The sequence below is a fragment of the Microbacterium sp. bgisy207 genome (genome assembly GCF_965345035.1).
In the GTDB taxonomy this organism is placed as follows: Bacteria; Actinomycetota; Actinomycetes; order Actinomycetales; family Microbacteriaceae; genus Microbacterium.
In genome coordinates this window covers 260,465-278,376 of sequence record NZ_CBDRMG010000001.1, presented here as the reverse complement: position 1 = coordinate 278,376, position 17,912 = coordinate 260,465, and the positions used below count along the sequence as shown (strand labels likewise).

Here is a 17,912-nt window from a genome sequence, read left to right as displayed (position 1 = left end):
ACGCCACGCCTCAGTGCGGACGCAGTTCACGTCGGGCGAGCAGACCTCAGCTGAGGCCGCTGTAGGCGTGCAGACCCTTGAAGAACATGTTCACGATCGTGAAGTTGAAGATGACGGCAGTGAATCCGACGATCGACAGCCACGCCGAACGCGCCCCGCGCCAGCCGCGTGTCGCGCGAGCGTGGATGTAGCCGGCGTAGAGCACCCAGATGACGAAGGTCCAGACTTCCTTCGTATCGAAGCCCCAGTAGCGGCCCCACGCGTCGTTCGCCCAGATCGATCCGGCGATCAGCGTGAAGGTCCAGAACACGAAGCCCATGATCGCGAAGCGGTACGCGAGCGACTCGAGCGCCTCGGAACCGGGGAGGGTGCGCAAGAACCCGGGGCCGGACCGCACCGTCGCGCCCGTGCCGACCGCGGCGATCGCGCGCTGCTCCCGGCGAGCCTGCATCAGCTGAAGCACCGAGAGTCCGAACGCGATGGCGAACAGCGCGGTCGCGAGCGACGCGACGAACACATGGATGACGAGCCAAACGCTCTTGAGCGGATCCGCAAGCGGGACGACCTCGACGTAGAACGTGAACGGCAACGACGCGCCACCGAGCATGAGCACGACCATGCCCGTGATGAGCGAGCCGAGGAAGCGCAGGTCGTATCGGAAGAGCACGACGAGGTACACGGCGACGATGAGCATCGTCCCTGTCAGCGCGAACTCGTACATGTTCGACCAGGGGACGTGGCCGGCGACGATGCCTCGGGTGATGACGCCGCCGAGGTGAAAGAGGAACGCGAGCCAGGTCAGACTCGTGCCGATGCGGGCCCACAGCAGGCGCGCGCGACGTCCGGGCGCGGCGTTCAGGTTGTCTTCAGCGGCTCGCTCTTGCGCGCGAAGGTTGTCGACGGCGGATGCGGCATCCGCGGCTCCCGCAGAGGCCCCAGCCTCACCGGCACCGACGGCGACGAGTTCGCGCTGAGCCGGTCGGGCGTCCACCGCGGCGACCGACCGGCGTGAAAGGTCGACGACGTAGGCGATGAACGCGAGCGCATAGATCGCGATCGCGGTCCACACGAGGAGGAACGAGACCGACTCGAGGGACAACGCGGAATCGACGGGCATGGACCCAGTTTACGTGGGCTCGCCGGAGCGGCGTCCCGCGAGGGCGGCGCCGTGGTCTCGCGCGACCCGATCGACCGTCGCGGCCAGGGTCGGGTCCTCACCGCGCGCCAGGCCGGCGTACTCGATCCGCACAGTGGGTCCCTGGACTGTCGCCTTCACCCAGACCCGGCGGCGCGGGACGAACAGGGCGGCAAGCAGCCCTGCGACGGCGAGCGAGGCGAACACGAGCACCCACGTCGCGGCAGCATCCCGGTGGATCGACAGCGACACGAATCGTTTGACCGGTTCACCGACCGGGGTGACGGCCGAATCGTCTTCGAAGGTGATCGTGCCGCGTCCCCCCGGAATCTCGGCGGTCTGACCGGGCCGCAAGCGAATCGAGTCGACCCCGGTGTCTCCTCCGGTCAACTGCGTCATGTCGGTCGTGTCGAGCGTGTACACCGAGCGAGGGATGCCACCGTCGATGCCGAGATCACCCTCGAAGACGTTGAACGTGAGCTCGGGATAGACCAGCGCGGGCCAACCGGACGTGAGAGCGCCGCTTTCGAGCTCGGCGACCGTTGGATAGAAGAAGCCGACGAGGCCGATCTGTTCGGGCAACCCGTCGGGCACCTTGACGACACCGAGCGACGTGAGGTTCCGGTCCTGCGGCAGGAAGGGCACGGATGCGGAGTACACCACCTCGTCGTCGGCATTGCGCACGGTGATCGTCGGCGCGTATCCGTTACCCATGAGAAAGATGCGGTCGCCCGCGACATCGAGTGGCTGATTGACGCGGACATCGCCCTGGGTGGGCTCCTGCCCGGCGAGCTGGGTGGTGAGCCGGGCCACGAAGTCCCCGGCCTGCCCCGCTCCGCTCTGATCGGGCGCGACGTACGTCACACCGAACTCGTCGAGCGTGAGCGCGTAGGGAACGAGCGCGTTCTCGTCGACGAAACGGCCCGGGTTGAACGACGAATAATCCACCAGCGCATTGGTGAAGGTGTCGCCCTGAACGATGACCGTCTGACCCGTGTAGGTGAATCCGCCGCCCACTCCCACGGCGATGAGCACGCCGACGAGCGCGCCGTGGAAGACCAGGTTTCCCGTCTCCTTCAGGTAACCGCGCTCGGCCGAGACACTGAAGCTCGACCCGGCCGGACGCCCTGTGTCGTAGCGCTCCGTGCGGTATCCGCCCCGCCGCAACTGCTGTTCAGCGATCGCGACGGCCTCTTCGGCGTACGCGGCGGGTTCGACATCCGTTGCCTCGACGAGGCTTTCGCGGTAGGCGGCGAGTCGTTCGAGCCGCGCCGGGGTGCGCGGGGGCCGCGCCCGCAACGCCTTCCAGTGGTGCTGCGTGCGCGGAATGACGCATCCGATGAGAGAGATGAACAGCAGGATGTAGATCGCCGAGAACCACACCGACGTGTACACGTCGAACAGCTGGAGCCCGTCGAGAACGGGGGCCAGGTCGGGGTTGTCGGCGTAGTACTGCGTCACGCCGTTGGGGTCCGCGCTGCGCTGCGGAACCAGAGAGCCGGGGATCGCCGCGATCGCCAGCAGAAGAAGCAGCAGCAGCGCGGTGCGCATGCTCGTGAGCTGCCGCCATCCCCACCGCGCCCACCCGACCGGGCCCAGCGCGGGGGAGGTCACCCCGCCGTCCGGGGAACGGTCTCCGGATGACGCACCTACGGCGTCGTCGGCGGCGTCGCGACCGGCATCGGCGTGATCAGCGGGTCGGAGCGGATCGACGACCGCGTCCTCAGAGCGGGAGGGGGACATTGGCCAACACCCCCTGCAGCGAGATCATCAGCGTCGTCCAGACACCGGTGAGCATGAGGACGCCCAGCAGCACGAGCAGGATGCCTCCCGCGATGTTGATGGCGCGGATGTGGCGCCGGAGGAAGGCGACCGCGGTGGTCGCCCAGCCGAGTCCCAGCGCGAGAAGGATGAAGGGGATGCCGAGTCCGAGGGAGTAGGCAAGACCGAGGACCGCCGCCCGCCCGGGGTCGCCGAGATTCCACGACAGCGAGGTGATCGCCGCGAGTGTCGGACCGATGCAGGGCACCCACCCGAGACCGAGCGCCAGGCCCAGCAACGGGGCTCCGACGAGGCCGAGGTTGCCGCGCACCTGGGGGCGGACGCTGCGCTGCGCGAAGCCGAACAGCCCGATGAACACGAGCCCGAGGAAGACGATCACGCCCCCGAGGATGCGCGTGATGACGTCGCCGTAGCGGATGAAGAACTGTCCGAGCGCGCCACCGAGGATCGTGATCGCCATGAACACGATCGTGAACCCCGCAATGAACAGCGCGACGCCCCACAGCAGCCGGCCGCGGGTGGGCACCGGAACCCCCTGGGCATCACGAGCCGTCGTCACCGATCCGCCGATGAAACCGAGGTAGCCGGGCACGAGCGGGAGGACGCACGGCGACAGAAAGGACAGCAGGCCCGCAGCCAGCGCGATCGGGAGCGCGACCCAGAGAGCGCCGCCGCCGATGAGTTCGCCGACGCTCATCCGTTCTCCGCGAGCGTGTCCTTCACGAGCGTCGTGAGGATCGATGCGTCGGAGACTGCCCCGATGACGCGCGCGGCGACGCGCCCGTCGGGGTCGACGACGAGGGTCACCGGAGTCGCGTTCAGGGGGGTCGCCTCGGCGAACGCCAGCTTGAGCTCCCGGTCTCCGACCGAGATCAGGCTCGGGTAGCTGATGCCGTTGTCTTTCGCGAACGAGCGGGCCGTCGCGGCTTGATCGGCCGTGTTGATGCCCAGGAACGCCACGTCGGGGCCGCCGACTTCACGGTAGGCGGCTTCGAGCTCCGGCGCTTCGACGATGCACGGGCCGCACGCGGCATACCAGAAGTTCACGACGAGCACCTGGCCGCGGAAGTCCTCGCTCGTGATCGTTTCGCCGGTATCGCTGACGCCCGTGAACTCCAGCGGTGCCGACCGCTGCTCGGAAGGAATCTCCACGGTCTCGAGCCCGTCTGCGGCGATGAACCCCTTGTTGTCGCCCGCGCGGTACTGCTCGGCAAGCGGATCGGCCGTGCACGCCGCCAGTGCGCCCCCGAGAACGAGCAGACCGGACAGCGCCAGCGCGACGGATGCCGGCCCCCGGCCGCGACGGATCACCATGTCAGACCGCTCCTACGTCGATGGCGTGGGAGGTCGAAGCCGGCTCCACGTAGTCGACCTCGACCCACCCGTCTCCGGAGCGCTCGAAGCTCGTCACGCTCGAGAGCGCGCAGCGGCGATGGCGGGGATCATGCTGGGTGGGAAGGCCCGCCACGGCGAGGTGGGTGACCCAGATGGGGAGCTGATGGGAGACGATCACGACATCGCCGTCGTCGGCCTCGCCCCAGGCATCCGTCATCGCGGCGTCCACGCGGGCGACGACCTGGGCATACGGCTCACCCCAACTCGGCACGGCGGGACGGGCGAGGTAGCGCCAGTTCAGCGGGTTCGCGAGGGCACGCTTCATTCGCTTTCCCTCGAAGACGTTCGTCGGCTCGATCACGCGCTCGTCGGTGGTCGCCCGCAGCCCGAACTTGTCGACGAAGGGCTGCGCCGATTCCTGCGCGCGCTGGAGCGGAGAGACCAGCAGCGCGGCGAGGGGACGCTCCAGTCCACCGATCCAGTCGGCGGCCTGCTGCGCCATCCGTTGCCCGTCTTCGCTCAGCCCGTAGCCGGGGAGCCGTCCGTACAGAACCCGATTCGGGTTGAAGACCTCCCCGTGACGCACGAGATGGACACGGTCAGCGGGCACACCCCCAGTCTACGTGGGGGTTCGCTTTGCACGGGCTGAGAGCGCCCGCTGATCAGTCGGGCGACGCTGCCGGATCGCTGCCATTGCGGGAAGCGAGCAGGCCTCGGATGCGGACATAGACGAACCAGGCGACACCGATCACGACAGCGGCGATCACGACGTATTGCAGAATGTCCGCGTACCGCTCAACGACGGGCCACGCCTCGCCAAGGGAGAAGCCTGCGAGAACGAAGACCGTGTTCCACAGGGCGCTGCCTGCCACGGTCAGTAGACCGAACTTCCACAGCGGCATCCGGGTCACCCCCGCCGGGATCGAAATCAGGCTGCGGAAGATCGGCACCATCCGACCAAAGAAGACGGCCTTGCCGCCGTGGCGCTGGAACCACGCGACGGTGCGGTCGATATCTTCCGGATGCAGCAGCGGAACCTTCGCCGCGATCGCGCGCAGTCGGTCCACACCGAGCCACGCTCCGATGCCGTACAGAAGGAAAGCCCCCACGAGCGAGCCCAGCGTCGTCCAGATCAGGGCCTCGGCAAGCGAGAACGACCCGCGGCTGGCTGACAGGCCGGCCATGGGCAAGATGACCTCGCTCGGCAGCGGCGGAAAGACGTTCTCAAGCGCGATCGCGACTCCGGCACCCGCCGGTCCGATGATCTCCATGAGCGAGACCGACCAGTCGATCAGATGCGTCATCCACGAGCCGTCTGCTGTCTCGGTGTGCACCCGGCTACGGTACGGGCGCCAGGTTACGGCGGGCTGGGTGCGCGCTGTGTAGGGCGGGTCAGGTCAGGTTCCCGCCCACACGAGCACGGCGCCGATGAGCCACAGCGCGACGATCAGGACGAACGCGGTGATCGGGATCCAGAACGAGATCCGGCGCAGCACGATCATGACGATCGTGCCGGCAAGCGCGATCAGGAAGACGACCCACGGCGAAAGCACCGCGAACCAGACACCGATGCTCATGACGCTGAAGTTGCACCCCGTGACGCCGCAGGAGTCGGAGGCGAAAGAGAGGAAGGCCCCGAACACGGATGCCGTCACCGCGGCCCCCGCGAGCAGGACGAGCAGCACGATCGAGACGATCATGTCCGCCCACCGGATCGGGCGGCGGGGCCTGCGTGTCCGGGGAGCGACCGGGAGAGCAGCATCCGCGTCGCCGTTGCCGGGGGCCGCGGAACCGGCATCCGTCTCGGTGGGCACCTCGGTGTGCTCGCTCCGTGCCGGCTCCTGCACGCGGAACGTGCTCGGATCCATGCGGAACACGGGATCTTTGGGGTCGCTCACGGGCCCATCCTAGGGCTCCGGGGGTTGCGGCCGCACCGGCCCGTAGACTGGGCGCTCGTGAGTGAACGCGTCCTGGTGAACCAGCTGAAGCAACTGCCCGCGGGCACCGTCTCCGTCTCCGGATGGGTCGAGACGGTGCGCGACCAGAAGAAGGTGCAGTTCGTCATCCTGCGCGATGAGACCGGTGCCGTGCAGTTGGTGAATCCCGCGACCCGCGAGCTGCCGGAGGATGCCGACGACGCGGCGCGCAGCGCTCTCACGCTGACCGAGACGATCTCGGCCCTGTCGACGGGCACGTTCCTGACCGTCACCGGGGAGCTCAAGCACGACGAGCGCGTCAAGCTCGGCGGCGTCGAGATCAAGATCGCCGAGCTCGACATCGCCGCGGCATCCGACCCCGAGACCCCGATCGCCGCCGACAGCGGTCTCGACAAGCGCATGGACTGGCGCTTCCTCGATCTGCGTCAGGCCCGCAACAACCTCATCTTCCGCGTGCAGACGACGCTCGAACACGCGATGCGCACGTACTGGGTCGAGCGCGACTACATCGAGATCCACTCCCCCAAGCTCATGTCCAGCCCCGCCGAGTCGCGCGCCGAACTGTTCTCGCTGGAGTACTTCGGCGACCAGACCGCCTACCTCGCCCAGAGCCCGCAGCACTTCAAGCAGATGGCGCAGGCAGCGGGCTTTGGCAAGGTGTTCGAGATCGCCGACGCCTTCCGCGCCGACCCGAGCTTCACGAGCCGTCACGCCACCGAGTTCACCTCGATCGACGCCGAGATCAGCTGGGTCGACTCCCACGAGGACGTCGCACGGATGCAGGAGGAGCTGCTGCAGGTCGCGATCCAGGCAGTGAAGGACAAGCACGGTGCCGAGATCGAGGAGCTGTTCGGCCTCGAGGTGACAGTGCCGACCCTCCCCTTCCCGCGGATCCCGCTGGCCGAGGCGCGCCGCATCGTGGCCGAGCGCGGCTATGAGATCCCCCGCGCCGACGGCGACCTCGACCCCGAGGGTGAGCGCCAGCTGTCGGCATACGTCAAGGAGACCTACGGCCACGATTTCGTGTTCGTCACCGACTACCACCCCGAGATCCGCCCGTTCTACCACATGCGCGATCCCGAGACCGGAATGACCAAGAGCTATGACCTGCTGTACCGCGGCACCGAGATCACGACGGGCGCCCAGCGCGAGCACCGCGTCGAGGTGCTCGAGCAGCAGGCTGTCGAGAAGGGGCTGGATGTCGCGGGCCTTGAGCACTACCTCGACTTCTTCCGCTACGGCGTGCCGCCCCACGGCGGCTTCGGGATGGGCCTCGCGCGCCTGCTGATGCTGCTGCTGGGCGAATCCTCTATCCGCGAGGTGACGTTCCTGTTCCGCGGCCCCACACGCCTGGCCCCCTGAGTCTTCGCCGCCGACATCGCGGTGAACGGCGCGCGAGCGGCCGACCAGCTCGTCACCGGCTCCGCGCGTGTCGTTCACCCGAAGCAAGCGAGTACGTCACTCACGCTCGGTAGCTTCCTCTCACCCCCTCCCGCGACCCGCTTCTCGCGAGCACTCGGGGCATCCACCACGAGAGGAATCCCATGCGCATCACCCTGCCCAGCGCGCGCCGACTCACCACGGCCGCCGCCGCTGTCACCCTCGCCGGCCTCGTCCTCGCCGGCTGCTCCGGAACCGCGACGGAGTCCGGGTCCGGCGTCGACGCGGCGACGGCGACGAGCCTGGCCGACTTCGGCACCATGGAGGACCTGGTCGCCGCCGCCGAGGCCGAAGGCCAGCTCAACGTCATCGCCCTCCCCCGGGACTGGGCGAACTACGGCGAGATCATCGACCTGTTCATCGAGACCTACCCCGGCATCGCCGTCAATGAGCTCTCGCCCGACATCTCGAGCGCGGAAGAGATCCAGGCGGCCGAGACCAACGAAGGGCTGGACACGGCTCCCGACGTCTTCGACCTCGGGCTGACGGTCGCTCTGCAGAACACCGACTGGTTCGCGCCGTACCAGGTGCAGACCTGGGATGAGATCCCGGATGCGCTCAAGGAGCCTTCGGGTCTGTTCGTCGCCGACTACGGAGGGTACATGTCGATCGGCTACGACTCGTCGCTCTACCCCGAGCCCGAGACGATCCAGGACCTGCTCGGCTCCGACTTCACCAGTGCCGTCGCGATCAACGGCGACCCGACCCAGGCCGGCGCGGCTTTCGCGGCCGTCGGCCTGGCGACCGTCCAGAACGACGGCACCCTCGACGACTTCCAGCCTGGCATCGACTTCTTCTCGGAGCTGAACGCGGCAGGCAACCTGCTGAAGGTCGACGTGACGACGGCCACGATCGCCAGCGGCGAGACCCCCGTCGTGTTCGACTGGGACTACCTGAACGCGACCCACACCGCCGACAACCCGAACTGGAAGACCGTCGTCTTCCCCGGCGTGGGCTACGCGGGCTACTACAACCAGGCGATCAACATCGACGCACCGCACCCCGCGGCGGCGCGCCTGTGGCAGGAGTTCCTGTACAGCGACGAGGTGCAGAACCTCTGGCTCGCCGGTGGCGCGCGCCCCGTGCGCATGGCGGCGATGACCGAGGCCGGCACGATCGACGCCGAGCTGGCAGCCGCACTGCCCGAAGCCCCCGCCGAGACAGTCGTCCCGACTGAGGCGCAGAGCACGGCAGCCGGCGAGCTGCTCGGCCAGGAGTGGGCTGCGGCGGTTCAGTGACCTCCGACACACTCGTCTCCGCTGCACCGGGGTCCTCGGTCCCGGTGCAGCGGAGGTCCGCCCTCCGCTCCGCCGCCTGGGCGTGGCTCGGCCTCGCCCCCTTCGTCGTCTACCTCTTCGTCTTCCTCGCCCTGCCCACCGTTCTTGCCCTCGGGTCCGGATTCTTCGATTCCGATGGCGAGTTCACTTTCGAGAACGTCGCCGCCCTGACCGACCCGGTGATCCTTCGCACGTTCTGGAACTCGACCTGGCTGTCCGCGCTGACGGCGGTTCTCGGCGCCGTCATCGGCGCACTCGTCTGCTACGCGATGCTCACCCTCCGCGACGAGAACCCGGTGCGTGTCACGGTGGATGCCGCATCCGGGGTATTCGCGCAGTTCGGCGGCGTGATGCTGGCGTTCATGTGGATCGCGACCCTCGGCCTCAACGGCATGGTCACCCTCTTTCTGAAGGACGTGCTCGGGATCGACATCTTCGCGGGAGGCCCCTGGATCTATGAGCTGCCCGGCCTGATCCTGCCCTACGTGTTCTTCCAGATCCCACTCATGGTCATCACCTTCATGCCCGCTCTCGCAGCCCTGCGACCCCAGTGGGCGGAGGCCAACCTCGTCCTGGGCGGGACTTCCACGAGCTTCTGGCTGCGCGTCGGCTTCCCGGTCCTGGCGCCGGCGTTCTTCGCGAGCCTGTTGCTGCTGTTCGCGAACGCCTTCTCGTCGTATGCCACGGCAGCGGCCCTCGCCAGCCAGGGCTCGCAAATCGTTCCCCTGCAGATCCGCACCGCACTCACGAGTGAGACGGTGCTGGGGCGCGAGAACCTCGCCGGTGCCCTCGCGCTCGGGATGATCATCGTGATCGCGATCGTGATGTCGGCGTACTCCTTCGTCCAGCGACGTGCAGCGAGGTGGCAGTCATGACGCGCATCGGCCCCTCAGCCCTGACCCGGTGGATCATCGCGATCGCCGTCGGCGCGTTCTTCGTGGTGCCGGTGGTCGCGACACTGCTGTTCACGCTGCGCGACAACACCACCGGCGGATTGACCCTCGCGCACTGGGTCGACCTGTTCAACCCTGCGGACCCTCGGCTCTACCAGCCGATCTGGACGGGCCTTGCCAACTCGCTCGTCCTCGCGGTCGTGACCGTGGCGATCGTGCTGTTCCTGCTTGCGCCCACGATGGTGCTCATCAACTTGCGCTTCGCCACGCTCAAGCCGGTCTTCGAGTTCCTCGTGCTTCTTCCCATCTCCATCCCGGCGATCGTACTGGTGGTCGGTCTGGCGCCGATCTACTTGCAGATCGGGCGCACCCTCGGTACGGGCGCCTGGACGCTCGCTTTCGCCTATGGCATCACGGTGCTCCCGTTCGCGTACCGCTCGATCCAGGCGAACATGGACGCGGTCGACATGCGGACGCTGTCAGAGGCGGCCCGCTCGCTCGGCGCGAACTGGTGGACGGTGCTGCTGCGCGTACTCGCCCCGAACCTGCGCCAGGGCCTGCTGGCGGCGTGTCTCATCTCGGTCGCCGTCGTACTCGGCGAGTTCACGATCGCGTCGCTGCTCAACCGCCAGGTGTTCCAGACCGGAATTCTCGTCGTCAGTCGGATCGACGGCTTTGCGGCGGCGATCTTCACGCTCCTCGCGCTCCTGTTCGTCTTCCTGCTGCTGCTCGTCATCGGTCGCGTCGGGCGCGGCCGTCCCGAAAGGACCCCGACATCATGACCGACACCTCCCCGCATCCACTCCCCCGCACCGCCGACAATCTCCTTCTCGCCGAACAGGGCGCAGGAACCCGTGTGGAGTTCCGCGGCATCGTCAAGGACTACGGCAGCACACGGGTGCTGCACGGGCTCGACCTCGACATCGCGCCCGGCGAGTTCGTCTCGCTGCTGGGGCCCTCGGGGTGCGGAAAGACGACCGCGTTGCGCGTTCTGGCAGGTCTCGAGAGCGCAACAGGCGGAGCGGTCTACGTCGGCGGCTCGGATGTCTCGAGCACGCCGACCAACAAGCGCGACATCGGCATGGTCTTCCAGTCGTACTCGCTGTTCCCGCACCTGCGCGTCATCGACAACACGGCCTTCGGGCTGCGCCGGAGGGGGCTGGGTAAGGCCGCCGCCGCGCGACGTGCCGCCGACGCGCTGGACCTCGTCGGTCTCGGGCACCTCGCCGATCGATACCCGCATCAGCTCTCGGGCGGTCAACAGCAGCGGGTCGCGCTCGCACGCGCCCTCGTCACCGAGCCCCGCGTGCTCCTGCTGGACGAGCCCCTGTCGGCGCTGGATGCGAAGGTGCGCGTGCAACTGCGCGACGAGATCCGCCGCATCCAGCTGCGGCTGGGGATCACGACGGTGTTCGTGACGCATGATCAGGAGGAAGCCCTCGCGGTGTCGGACCGGATCGCGGTCATGAACGCGGGACGCATCGAGCAAATCGGCTCACCCGAGGACCTCTACCTGCGTCCGGCGACGGCGACCGTTGCGAGCTTCGTGGGCGTCTCGAGCGTCGTGCCCGGCGTCGTGGCAGGCGACACCGTCACGGTCTGGGGTCAGCGCCTCCCCCTCCACGACGCCGCGCAACCCGCCGGCGAGGTCGAGGTGTTCGTGCGCCCCGAGAACGTCAGGATCGCCCCGGCGGCAGAGTCCGGTACTCCGGCACGGGTGCAGGAGAGCACGTTCCTCGGCAGTTTCCGGCGGACCCTCGTCAGAACGGACGACGGCACGCTCGTCCGCGTCCGGCACCCCGCCGCCGAACGCGTCGAATACGACCAACCCGTCGCGATACAGCTACTCCCCGCCCCGGTCGTCGTGCGGCCGACGTCGCGCGACACCGGACGCTGAACCCGCGGCTCAGACCTCGAGATCGACGGCCATCCGCGCGGATGCGACGCTGCGGATGAAGCCCGCGACCTCCAGGTGCGCCGGATGGCGCTGGTACTCATCGAGCCCGGCGACGTCGTCGAAATCGGCGACGAGAGCGACGTCGGCATTCACCTCGGCATAGGCCACGTTGGGTCCGGCGCTGAGGGCACGGATGCTCGGAACGACACCCTCGAGGGACCGGAGCCGCTCGGCGATCCCGTGCGCGTTCTCGGCGCGGGCACGGTCATCGTCTCCCGTGACCGACCAGACGACGATGTGTCGGATCGTCATGACACCGGCTCCCGACTCGGCTCGAGTGCCTCCTTCAGCCGGGTCGCGTCGACCCGCCAATACGAATGCAGCCGTCCGTCAACGAGGATCACGGGAACCTTCTCCCCCCACTGTTCCCTCAGCGCCGGATCGGCGTCGACGGACACGTCGACCAGCTCAATCTGATCGGCGCGACTGTCGGGGAGATCAGCGAGCACCTGGTCGATGACGCCGCGGGCCACCTCGCACAGGTGGCACCCGTCGCGGCCGATGAGAGTGAGGGTCATCACGCACCCATCCTAGATCTGCCCCAGATCGCGAGGTCCCGAGGCACCCCGAAGCGTGGTCCCGCCGCGCCTACGCTGGAGGCATGACCTCGGTTTCGGCATCCGACTTCTCCGACCTCGCCCCCCAAGGAACGCACAACTTCCGCGATATCGGAGGGTTGCCGCTGTCGGCAGGCGGCGCGACCAGAACCGGGGTCCTGTACCGGTCAGATGCGCTCAGCGCGCTCACCGATCGAGGCCTCGAGCAGCTCGCGGGCTCGGATATCGGCGTCGTTGTCGATTTCCGTACGGCAATGGAGCAGCAGATGGCGCCGGACCGGCTCCCCGCATCGCGCCCGCCACACGTCGTCCAGCTCGGCGTACTCGAGGGAGCGATGGCAGGGATGGCGCAGCGCGTGTTGCGTTCCGCTTCGGCGGCCGGCGACCCGCAGGCAGCTTCGCGCATCATCGATGAGGCGCTCGCGCAGATCCCGCCCCTCCCGGACCTCTACGTGTCGATGCTCACGCACGGTGGGAGCGCCTTCGCCGAGACGGCACGCACCGTCGCTCGCTCCGAGGGCGCTGTCCTCGTGCACTGCACAGCGGGCAAGGACCGTACCGGCGTCGCGATCGCCCTGATCCTGGACGCGATCGGGGTCGAGCGCGACGCGATCGTCGCCGACTACTCCATCTCCGAGCGCAACCTCGCGGGCCCGTGGACGGATCGAATGTTCGCCATGCTCGAGGGGATGGGCCTGCCTCGCACGCCTGCACTTGACGACCTCGTCGCCGCGACCCCGCCGTCCGCCATCGTCACCGCGCTGGAGTGGGTCGCGGCGGAGCACGGTGGCTCGGCCGACTACCTCCGCTCAAGCGGCCTCACGGACGACGACGTCGACACCCTCCGCCGACGCCTCACCTGACCCGTACACCGCTGTCGTCGCATCCCGGGCAGCTGCGTCCCCGTGCCTCGGTATCCGTGGAGCCGGGTTGCGGGACCCCGGGCAGCGCCACGTAGCGTGGACGAAGACCCACGAGAGGGGAACGGATGCTTGACCAGCACGCGCTCGGGTGGCGAGCCGCCGTCGACGTCGCCGATGCCACGGCAACGGTGCTCGGCCCATGGATGGTGTTCGCGATCGCAGTTCTCATCGCACTGGCCGCCGGGCTTGTCCTCAGCCTGATCGTGTCGGGGGTGGTGGGGCTGGCGCTGCGGAAACGGTCGTGGGGGTCGAGCTTCGTTCGCCATTCCCGTCGCCCGTTCCGCACCATCGTCCTGATCATCGCGCTGTGGATCGCCGTTGACCAGTACTTCCCGCTGGGACTGGCCGGGGGCGATAGTGCCGACAACGCCGCGTGGGACGTCGTCATCGACCGCGTGGCAGCGATCGGATCGATCGCCGCCGCCGCGTGGCTGCTCATCGAGCTCGTGCGATTTGCGACCGAGATGGCGCTCGGCCACTACCGCATCGACGTGCCCGACAATCGCGTGGCACGGCGCATCCGCACCCAGGTCCTGATCCTCCGACGCGTCGCGATGGTGATCATCGTCGTCCTCGCGATCGGCGCCGCGTTGTTGACGTTCCCGTCGATCCAGGCCTTCGGCGCGAGCGTTCTGGCCTCCGCCGGTATCGCCTCGATCGTCGCTGGGCTCGCAGCGCAGTCTGTGCTCGCGAACATGTTCGCCGGCATCCAGTTGGTATTCAGCGAGGCGCTGCGGGTCGATGACGTCATCGTCGCCGATGGCCAGTGGGGTCGGGTCGGCGAGATCACCCTCAGCTACGTCGTGCTCGACCTCTGGGACGACCGCCGCCTCATCCTCCCGTGCACGTACTTCACCACAACGCCGTTCGAGAACTGGACACGCAAGGGCAGCGAACTGCTCGGAGCGGTAGAACTCGACGTGGACTGGCGGATCTCCACCGCCCGCATGCGCGAACACCTGCAGCGCGTGGTCGGCGAGACCGAGCTGTGGGACGGTCGCACAGCCGTGCTGCAGGTGACCGAAGCCACCGGCGGACTGGTGCGGGTGCGCATCCTGGTCACGGCTGCCAATGCGGGGACACTGTTCGACCTGCGGTGCCTGGTCCGCGAGGAGATGGTGGCCTGGGTGCGCCGCACCAATCCCGACGCCCTCCCGGTGCAGCGAATTCTGGTCACGCAGCCGGCCGAGGCCACCGAAGCCGAGAGTACGAACACCGGCGCGGCGGAGGGGCTGTTCTCGGGGAGCGCGCAAGGAGACGCGCGTGCCGCCCAGTACACCAACGCGATTCCCGTCCAGGATGGCGACCCCGACGGCGACGGTGACGAGGAGCCGGCCCGCCAGGAGTCGCCGAGGCAGGAGAAATCGGCCCGGTAGGACGATTCGGCGCGAGGCTGTCCTACGTCGGCGAGAACGCCTTCCTCCATGCGGCGGGTACCGCGGGTGAACGGTGCAGGATGCCGTCATGGGCACCACGCAAACACGAAGCGCCCGTCCATCGGACAGGCGCTTGGTGTAGTGGCCGCGACTTACTTCTTGTTGCGGCGCTGGTGGCGAGTCTTGCGAAGCAGCTTGCGGTGCTTCTTCTTCGCCATGCGCTTGCGGCGCTTCTTGATGACAGAACCCACGGAGAACCTCACAATGTCGGGGTCTGGGCGTCGAGCGCTGCGTGCGCTCTCGCCCGGGAACGGGCATGAATGGAAAAATGCCTCGGACTAGTCTAGCCGACGTCGGCGATCGGCCGCTGAAGGGCGGCTGTCACCGCCGATTCCGGCACGCGATAGCTGCGCCCGAAGCGCACCGCGGGCAGTTCACCGCTGTGCACGAGCCGGTAGACGGTCATCTTCGAGACGCGCATGAGCTCCGCCACCTCAGCGACCGTGAGGAAGCGCACGTCCGGCAGCTCTGCCATGGCCTCCCTTTCCGCACACCGCCCGCCGGCATCCGAAGCGACCGGCAGTAGCGAACACTCTAGAGCCTGCGCGAGACGCGTGTAAACCGGTGTGACTGCTGAGACGGATGTGCTGACCGCCGCTGCGCCGACTGCTATTCGGCTTGGCGGCCGGGGAGCTTGCGCCACGCGTTGGTGACGGCGTAGCGCGCGGATGCCGCGGCGCGTCCGACCGCCTCGGCGGCGTGCACCGCCGACTCGGGCAACGCGAGGGGCAGATCGACCTCGAGATCATCGTCGGTGGTGAGAAACGGCATCAGCCAGTCATCCACCTCATCGAGGGGCTCGGGCGAGAGGCTGTAGTAGCGGTGTTGCCCCTCTTCGCGGACGGACACGAGGTGGGCATCACGCAGCACCTTGAGGTGCTTGGACACGGTGGGCTGGCTCACCCCGAGCTCACTCACGATCTGGGACACGCTCGTCCCCGCGTCCGACTCGCGGTCGAGCAAGAGCCGCAGGATGTCGCGCCGGGTGCCGTCTGCGATCACGTCGAAGATGTCCGCCATGTGTTCAGGGTAGTCGCGCCCGCGCCCGGCAGTAGCATGAGGGGGCGATCCGGCCGAGCGAGAGACCAGCACGACACCAGGGAGGGTGGGGATGTCCGAAGGCGTGCGTGCAACGCCGCATCCCCTGCGCACCCTCGGACACCGACTGTTCGACGTGTTCCGCACGCTCGCGCAGAACTCCCCTTCGCGGTTCGCGATCTTCGTGTTCGTCGGCCTCATCCTGATCTTCACGGGCTTCTTCTCCCTGCCGATCGCCGCCGCCGACGGTCAGGTGACGCCGCTGGCTGACGCACTGTTCACCGCAGTCTCGACGATCTGTGTGACGGGATTGGCCACGGTCAACATGGCCACCCACTGGTCGCCGTTCGGGCATGTCATCATCTTCATCGGTGTGCAGATCGGCGCGATGGGTGTGCTGACTCTCGCCTCCATCCTGGGCCTGGTGATCTCACGGCGACTCGGCCTGCGGGCGAAACTCCTCGCCGCGGGCGACACCAATCCCCTGCGCAGCCATGGCGGGCCGGTCAACGAGAGCCAAACGGTAAGACTCGGGGAGATCGGCTCCCTGCTCCGCGTCGTGGCTCTCTCGACCCTGGTCATCGAGCTGGTGGTCGCGATCCTCCTGTACCCCGGCATGCTGGCATCCGGGATCGAATGGAACGTCGCCCTCTGGGAGGCCCCCTTCTACGCCGCGATGGCGTTCACGAACACCGGTTTCACACCCAACGTCGAGGGCGTGGCGGCCTTCGCCGACAACTACTGGGTCCTCACCGTCCTGATGGGCGGCGTCTTCCTCGGGTCCATCGGCTTCCCGGTGATCTTCGCGCTGCGCCGCGAGCTCTGGCATATCCGCCGCTGGCCGCTGCACACGAAGCTCACGCTGATCACGACGACGACCCTGTTCTTCGCCGGAGGCTTCATCTTCCTGGGGCTGGAGTTCAACAATCCCGCGACCCTCGGCAGCCTCGATGCCGCAGACACGACGATGCAGTCGTTCTTCCTCTCCGCGATGACCCGATCGGGCGGTTTCGCCGTACTGGACATGTCAGAGCTGAACGGGTCGAGCCAGATCGTCGCGATGATGCTGATGTTCGTGGGTGGCGGATCCGCCTCGACAGCCGGTGGCATCAAAGTCACGACTCTCGCGGTCATCGCGTTGGCCGTGTGGTCGGAGGCGAAGGGGCGCACCTCGACCCAGGTGTTTCGCCGCCGCATCCCGAGCGACGTGCTCCGCGTCGCCCTCTCGGTGCTCGCGTGGGGATCGACGATCGTCGCGGTGTCGACGGTCATCATCCTGCAGATCACGAAGGCCGATGTCGCATCGGTCCTGTTCGACGTCATCTCGGGGTTCGCGACCGTCGGACTGTCGACCGGACTGACCGAGCAGCTGCCGGACTCGGCGAAATACGTGCTGGCCGTGACGATCGTCATGGGGCGCGTTGGTACAGTGACACTCGCCGCGGCCGTGGCCGCGACATCCCGTTCGCAGCTGTATTCGCTGCCCGTGGAAAGGCCCATCGTTGGTTGAGCGCATCCGGAGCGACTCCCCCGTCCTGGTCATCGGGCTCGGGCGGTTCGGAGCCGCCTGCGCCGGCGAGCTGGATCGACTCGAACGCGAGGTGCTCGCGATCGACGAGAGCCTCGAGCTCGTGCAGAAGTGGTCGGAGCGCGTCACGCACACCGTGCAGGCCGACGCGCGCAACATCGACGCGCTCAAGCAGATCGGCGCTCAGGAGTTCCAAGTCGCGGTGGTCGCGGTAGGGTCCTCGATCGAGGCATCCGTGCTCATCACCGCCAACCTCGTGGACCTGAAGGTGCCGCAGATCTGGGCGAAGGCCGTCTCCCAGTCACACGGCAAGATCCTCGCTCGTGTGGGGGCCAACCACGTCATCTACCCCGAACGCGAAGCCGGCGAGCGCGTCGCCCACCTCGTGAGCGGGCGGATGCTGGACTTCATCAGGTTCGACGACGACTTCGTCCTCGCCAAGATGTATCCCCCGAAGTTCATCCGCGGTGTCGGCTTGAGCGAGTCCGGGGTTCGAACGAAGTACAACGTCACCGTCGTGGGGGTCAAGAGCCCCGGCAAGCCGTTCCGGTACGCGGAGGCGAACACCGTCGTGACCAATCACGACCTCATCATCGTGTCGGGCACCAACAGCGACATCGAGCGCTTCGCCGCCCTCGACCGCTGAGCCCCGCATCTGCGCCGCGGAACCCGAC

General features: G+C 67.8%; 21 protein-coding genes. 9 read left to right on the top strand and 12 right to left on the bottom strand.

Annotation, left to right across the window (positions count from 1 at the left end):
* Positions 1-46 precede the first annotated feature (46 nt).
* The 7 genes from ccsB to ACSGC5_RS01270 all read right to left on the bottom strand — a co-directional run bounded on the left by ccsB (position 47) and on the right by ACSGC5_RS01270 (position 6,150).
* Entirely contained in the window at positions 47-1,117 is a 1,071-nt protein-coding gene (gene ccsB / locus ACSGC5_RS01300) for a c-type cytochrome biogenesis protein CcsB (protein ID WP_434968819.1), read from the bottom strand.
* A 9-nt stretch (positions 1,118-1,126) separates the two neighbouring features.
* A complete protein-coding gene (gene resB, locus ACSGC5_RS01295; protein WP_434968818.1) occupies positions 1,127-2,878 on the bottom strand; it encodes a cytochrome c biogenesis protein ResB in 1,752 nt (583 codons plus the stop codon).
* A complete protein-coding gene (locus ACSGC5_RS01290; protein ID WP_434968817.1) occupies positions 2,859-3,614 on the bottom strand; it encodes a cytochrome c biogenesis CcdA family protein in 756 nt (251 codons plus the stop codon). The genes resB and ACSGC5_RS01290 overlap by 20 nt, the downstream gene beginning before the upstream one ends.
* The gene (locus ACSGC5_RS01285) at positions 3,611-4,231 is read right to left on the bottom strand and encodes a TlpA family protein disulfide reductase (RefSeq protein WP_434968816.1); all 621 of its coding nucleotides are present in this window, start codon (positions 4,229-4,231) and stop codon (positions 3,611-3,613) included. Before ACSGC5_RS01285 ends, ACSGC5_RS01290 begins: the two co-directional genes overlap by 4 nt.
* Position 4,232: 1 nt before the next feature.
* Entirely contained in the window at positions 4,233-4,862 is a 630-nt protein-coding gene (locus ACSGC5_RS01280) for a histidine phosphatase family protein (RefSeq protein WP_434968815.1), read from the bottom strand.
* A gap of 52 nt (positions 4,863-4,914) precedes the next feature.
* On the bottom strand, positions 4,915-5,523 hold the full coding sequence (locus ACSGC5_RS01275; RefSeq protein ID WP_434968864.1) for a DedA family protein: 609 nt from the start codon (positions 5,521-5,523) through the stop codon (positions 4,915-4,917).
* 126 nt (positions 5,524-5,649) lie between these two features.
* A complete protein-coding gene (locus tag ACSGC5_RS01270; RefSeq protein ID WP_434968814.1) occupies positions 5,650-6,150 on the bottom strand; it encodes a DUF6264 family protein in 501 nt (166 codons plus the stop codon).
* A 57-nt stretch (positions 6,151-6,207) separates the two neighbouring features.
* On the opposite strand from ACSGC5_RS01270, the gene aspS reads away from it, so the two are divergent.
* The 5 genes from aspS to ACSGC5_RS01245 all read left to right on the top strand — a co-directional run bounded on the left by aspS (position 6,208) and on the right by ACSGC5_RS01245 (position 11,696).
* Positions 6,208-7,551, top strand: coding sequence for an aspartate--tRNA(Asn) ligase (gene aspS / locus ACSGC5_RS01265; protein ID WP_434968813.1), 1,344 nt, complete (start codon positions 6,208-6,210; stop codon positions 7,549-7,551).
* Between the two features lie 182 nt (positions 7,552-7,733).
* Positions 7,734-8,867 (top strand): ABC transporter substrate-binding protein, encoded by a 1,134-nt coding sequence (locus ACSGC5_RS01260; protein WP_434968812.1) that lies wholly within the window; start codon positions 7,734-7,736, stop codon positions 8,865-8,867.
* Positions 8,864-9,781 carry an ABC transporter permease gene (locus tag ACSGC5_RS01255; RefSeq protein ID WP_434968811.1) on the top strand — a complete coding sequence of 306 codons (918 nt, stop codon included), beginning with the start codon at positions 8,864-8,866 and terminating at the stop codon, positions 9,779-9,781. The genes ACSGC5_RS01260 and ACSGC5_RS01255 overlap by 4 nt, the downstream gene beginning before the upstream one ends.
* Complete coding sequence (locus tag ACSGC5_RS01250; protein WP_434968810.1) at positions 9,778-10,581, top strand: ABC transporter permease; 804 nt, start codon at positions 9,778-9,780, stop codon at positions 10,579-10,581. The genes ACSGC5_RS01255 and ACSGC5_RS01250 overlap by 4 nt, the downstream gene beginning before the upstream one ends.
* The gene (locus ACSGC5_RS01245) at positions 10,578-11,696 is read left to right on the top strand and encodes an ABC transporter ATP-binding protein (protein ID WP_434968809.1); all 1,119 of its coding nucleotides are present in this window, start codon (positions 10,578-10,580) and stop codon (positions 11,694-11,696) included. Before ACSGC5_RS01250 ends, ACSGC5_RS01245 begins: the two co-directional genes overlap by 4 nt.
* Positions 11,697-11,705: 9 nt before the next feature.
* On the opposite strand, the gene ACSGC5_RS01240 is transcribed toward ACSGC5_RS01245, so the two are convergent.
* Together ACSGC5_RS01240 and ACSGC5_RS01235 are read right to left on the bottom strand one after the other, a co-directional pair.
* A complete protein-coding gene (locus tag ACSGC5_RS01240) occupies positions 11,706-12,008 on the bottom strand; it encodes a Dabb family protein (RefSeq protein WP_434968808.1) in 303 nt (100 codons plus the stop codon).
* The gene (locus ACSGC5_RS01235) at positions 12,005-12,274 is read right to left on the bottom strand and encodes a glutaredoxin family protein (protein ID WP_434968863.1); all 270 of its coding nucleotides are present in this window, start codon (positions 12,272-12,274) and stop codon (positions 12,005-12,007) included. The genes ACSGC5_RS01240 and ACSGC5_RS01235 overlap by 4 nt, the downstream gene beginning before the upstream one ends.
* Positions 12,275-12,357: 83 nt before the next feature.
* On the opposite strand from ACSGC5_RS01235, the gene ACSGC5_RS01230 reads away from it, so the two are divergent.
* Entirely contained in the window at positions 12,358-13,176 is an 819-nt protein-coding gene (locus ACSGC5_RS01230; RefSeq protein ID WP_434968807.1) for a tyrosine-protein phosphatase, read from the top strand.
* A 188-nt stretch (positions 13,177-13,364) separates the two neighbouring features.
* A complete protein-coding gene (locus ACSGC5_RS01225; protein WP_434968862.1) occupies positions 13,365-14,612 on the top strand; it encodes a mechanosensitive ion channel family protein in 1,248 nt (415 codons plus the stop codon).
* A gap of 152 nt (positions 14,613-14,764) precedes the next feature.
* Here the strand turns inward: ACSGC5_RS01225 and ACSGC5_RS01220 are convergent, their stop codons facing one another.
* From ACSGC5_RS01220 to ACSGC5_RS01210, 3 genes are all read right to left on the bottom strand, one after another.
* Positions 14,765-14,863, bottom strand: a complete 99-nt coding sequence (locus tag ACSGC5_RS01220) for a 30S ribosomal protein bS22 (RefSeq protein ID WP_003792170.1) — start codon at positions 14,861-14,863, stop codon at positions 14,765-14,767.
* Between the two features lie 92 nt (positions 14,864-14,955).
* Positions 14,956-15,147, bottom strand: a complete 192-nt coding sequence (locus tag ACSGC5_RS01215) for a helix-turn-helix domain-containing protein (RefSeq protein ID WP_127473071.1) — start codon at positions 15,145-15,147, stop codon at positions 14,956-14,958.
* 134 nt (positions 15,148-15,281) lie between these two features.
* Positions 15,282-15,692 carry an ArsR/SmtB family transcription factor gene (locus ACSGC5_RS01210; RefSeq protein ID WP_434968806.1) on the bottom strand — a complete coding sequence of 137 codons (411 nt, stop codon included), beginning with the start codon at positions 15,690-15,692 and terminating at the stop codon, positions 15,282-15,284.
* A gap of 91 nt (positions 15,693-15,783) precedes the next feature.
* Between ACSGC5_RS01210 and ACSGC5_RS01205 the strand changes: the two genes are divergently transcribed.
* Positions 15,784-17,220 (top strand): TrkH family potassium uptake protein, encoded by a 1,437-nt coding sequence (locus ACSGC5_RS01205; RefSeq protein ID WP_434968805.1) that lies wholly within the window; start codon positions 15,784-15,786, stop codon positions 17,218-17,220.
* Positions 17,213-17,884 carry a potassium channel family protein gene (locus ACSGC5_RS01200; RefSeq protein WP_434968804.1) on the top strand — a complete coding sequence of 224 codons (672 nt, stop codon included), beginning with the start codon at positions 17,213-17,215 and terminating at the stop codon, positions 17,882-17,884. The genes ACSGC5_RS01205 and ACSGC5_RS01200 overlap by 8 nt, the downstream gene beginning before the upstream one ends.
* The last annotated feature ends 28 nt before the right edge of the window (positions 17,885-17,912 follow it).

What these genes read in the sequence shown, in the direction of transcription:
- resB (WP_434968818.1), bottom strand. Translation starts at nt 2,878, where the DNA reads ATGTCCCCCTCCCGCTCTGAGGACGCGGTCGTCGATCCGCTCCGACCC.
- ACSGC5_RS01290 (WP_434968817.1), bottom strand. Translation starts at nt 3,614, where the DNA reads ATGAGCGTCGGCGAACTCATCGGCGGCGGCGCTCTCTGGGTCGCGCTC.
- ACSGC5_RS01235 (WP_434968863.1), bottom strand. Translation starts at nt 12,274, where the DNA reads ATGACCCTCACTCTCATCGGCCGCGACGGGTGCCACCTGTGCGAGGTG.
- ACSGC5_RS01215 (WP_127473071.1), bottom strand. Translation starts at nt 15,147, where the DNA reads ATGGCAGAGCTGCCGGACGTGCGCTTCCTCACGGTCGCTGAGGTGGCG.
- ccsB (WP_434968819.1), bottom strand. Translation starts at nt 1,117, where the DNA reads ATGCCCGTCGATTCCGCGTTGTCCCTCGAGTCGGTCTCGTTCCTCCTC.
- ACSGC5_RS01260 (WP_434968812.1), top strand. Translation starts at nt 7,734, where the DNA reads ATGCGCATCACCCTGCCCAGCGCGCGCCGACTCACCACGGCCGCCGCC.
- ACSGC5_RS01205 (WP_434968805.1), top strand. Translation starts at nt 15,784, where the DNA reads ATGTCCGAAGGCGTGCGTGCAACGCCGCATCCCCTGCGCACCCTCGGA.
- ACSGC5_RS01240 (WP_434968808.1), bottom strand. Translation starts at nt 12,008, where the DNA reads ATGACGATCCGACACATCGTCGTCTGGTCGGTCACGGGAGACGATGAC.
- ACSGC5_RS01250 (WP_434968810.1), top strand. Translation starts at nt 9,778, where the DNA reads ATGACGCGCATCGGCCCCTCAGCCCTGACCCGGTGGATCATCGCGATC.
- ACSGC5_RS01285 (WP_434968816.1), bottom strand. Translation starts at nt 4,231, where the DNA reads ATGGTGATCCGTCGCGGCCGGGGGCCGGCATCCGTCGCGCTGGCGCTG.
- ACSGC5_RS01210 (WP_434968806.1), bottom strand. Translation starts at nt 15,692, where the DNA reads ATGGCGGACATCTTCGACGTGATCGCAGACGGCACCCGGCGCGACATC.
- ACSGC5_RS01230 (WP_434968807.1), top strand. Translation starts at nt 12,358, where the DNA reads ATGACCTCGGTTTCGGCATCCGACTTCTCCGACCTCGCCCCCCAAGGA.
- ACSGC5_RS01275 (WP_434968864.1), bottom strand. Translation starts at nt 5,523, where the DNA reads ATGGAGATCATCGGACCGGCGGGTGCCGGAGTCGCGATCGCGCTTGAG.
- ACSGC5_RS01245 (WP_434968809.1), top strand. Translation starts at nt 10,578, where the DNA reads ATGACCGACACCTCCCCGCATCCACTCCCCCGCACCGCCGACAATCTC.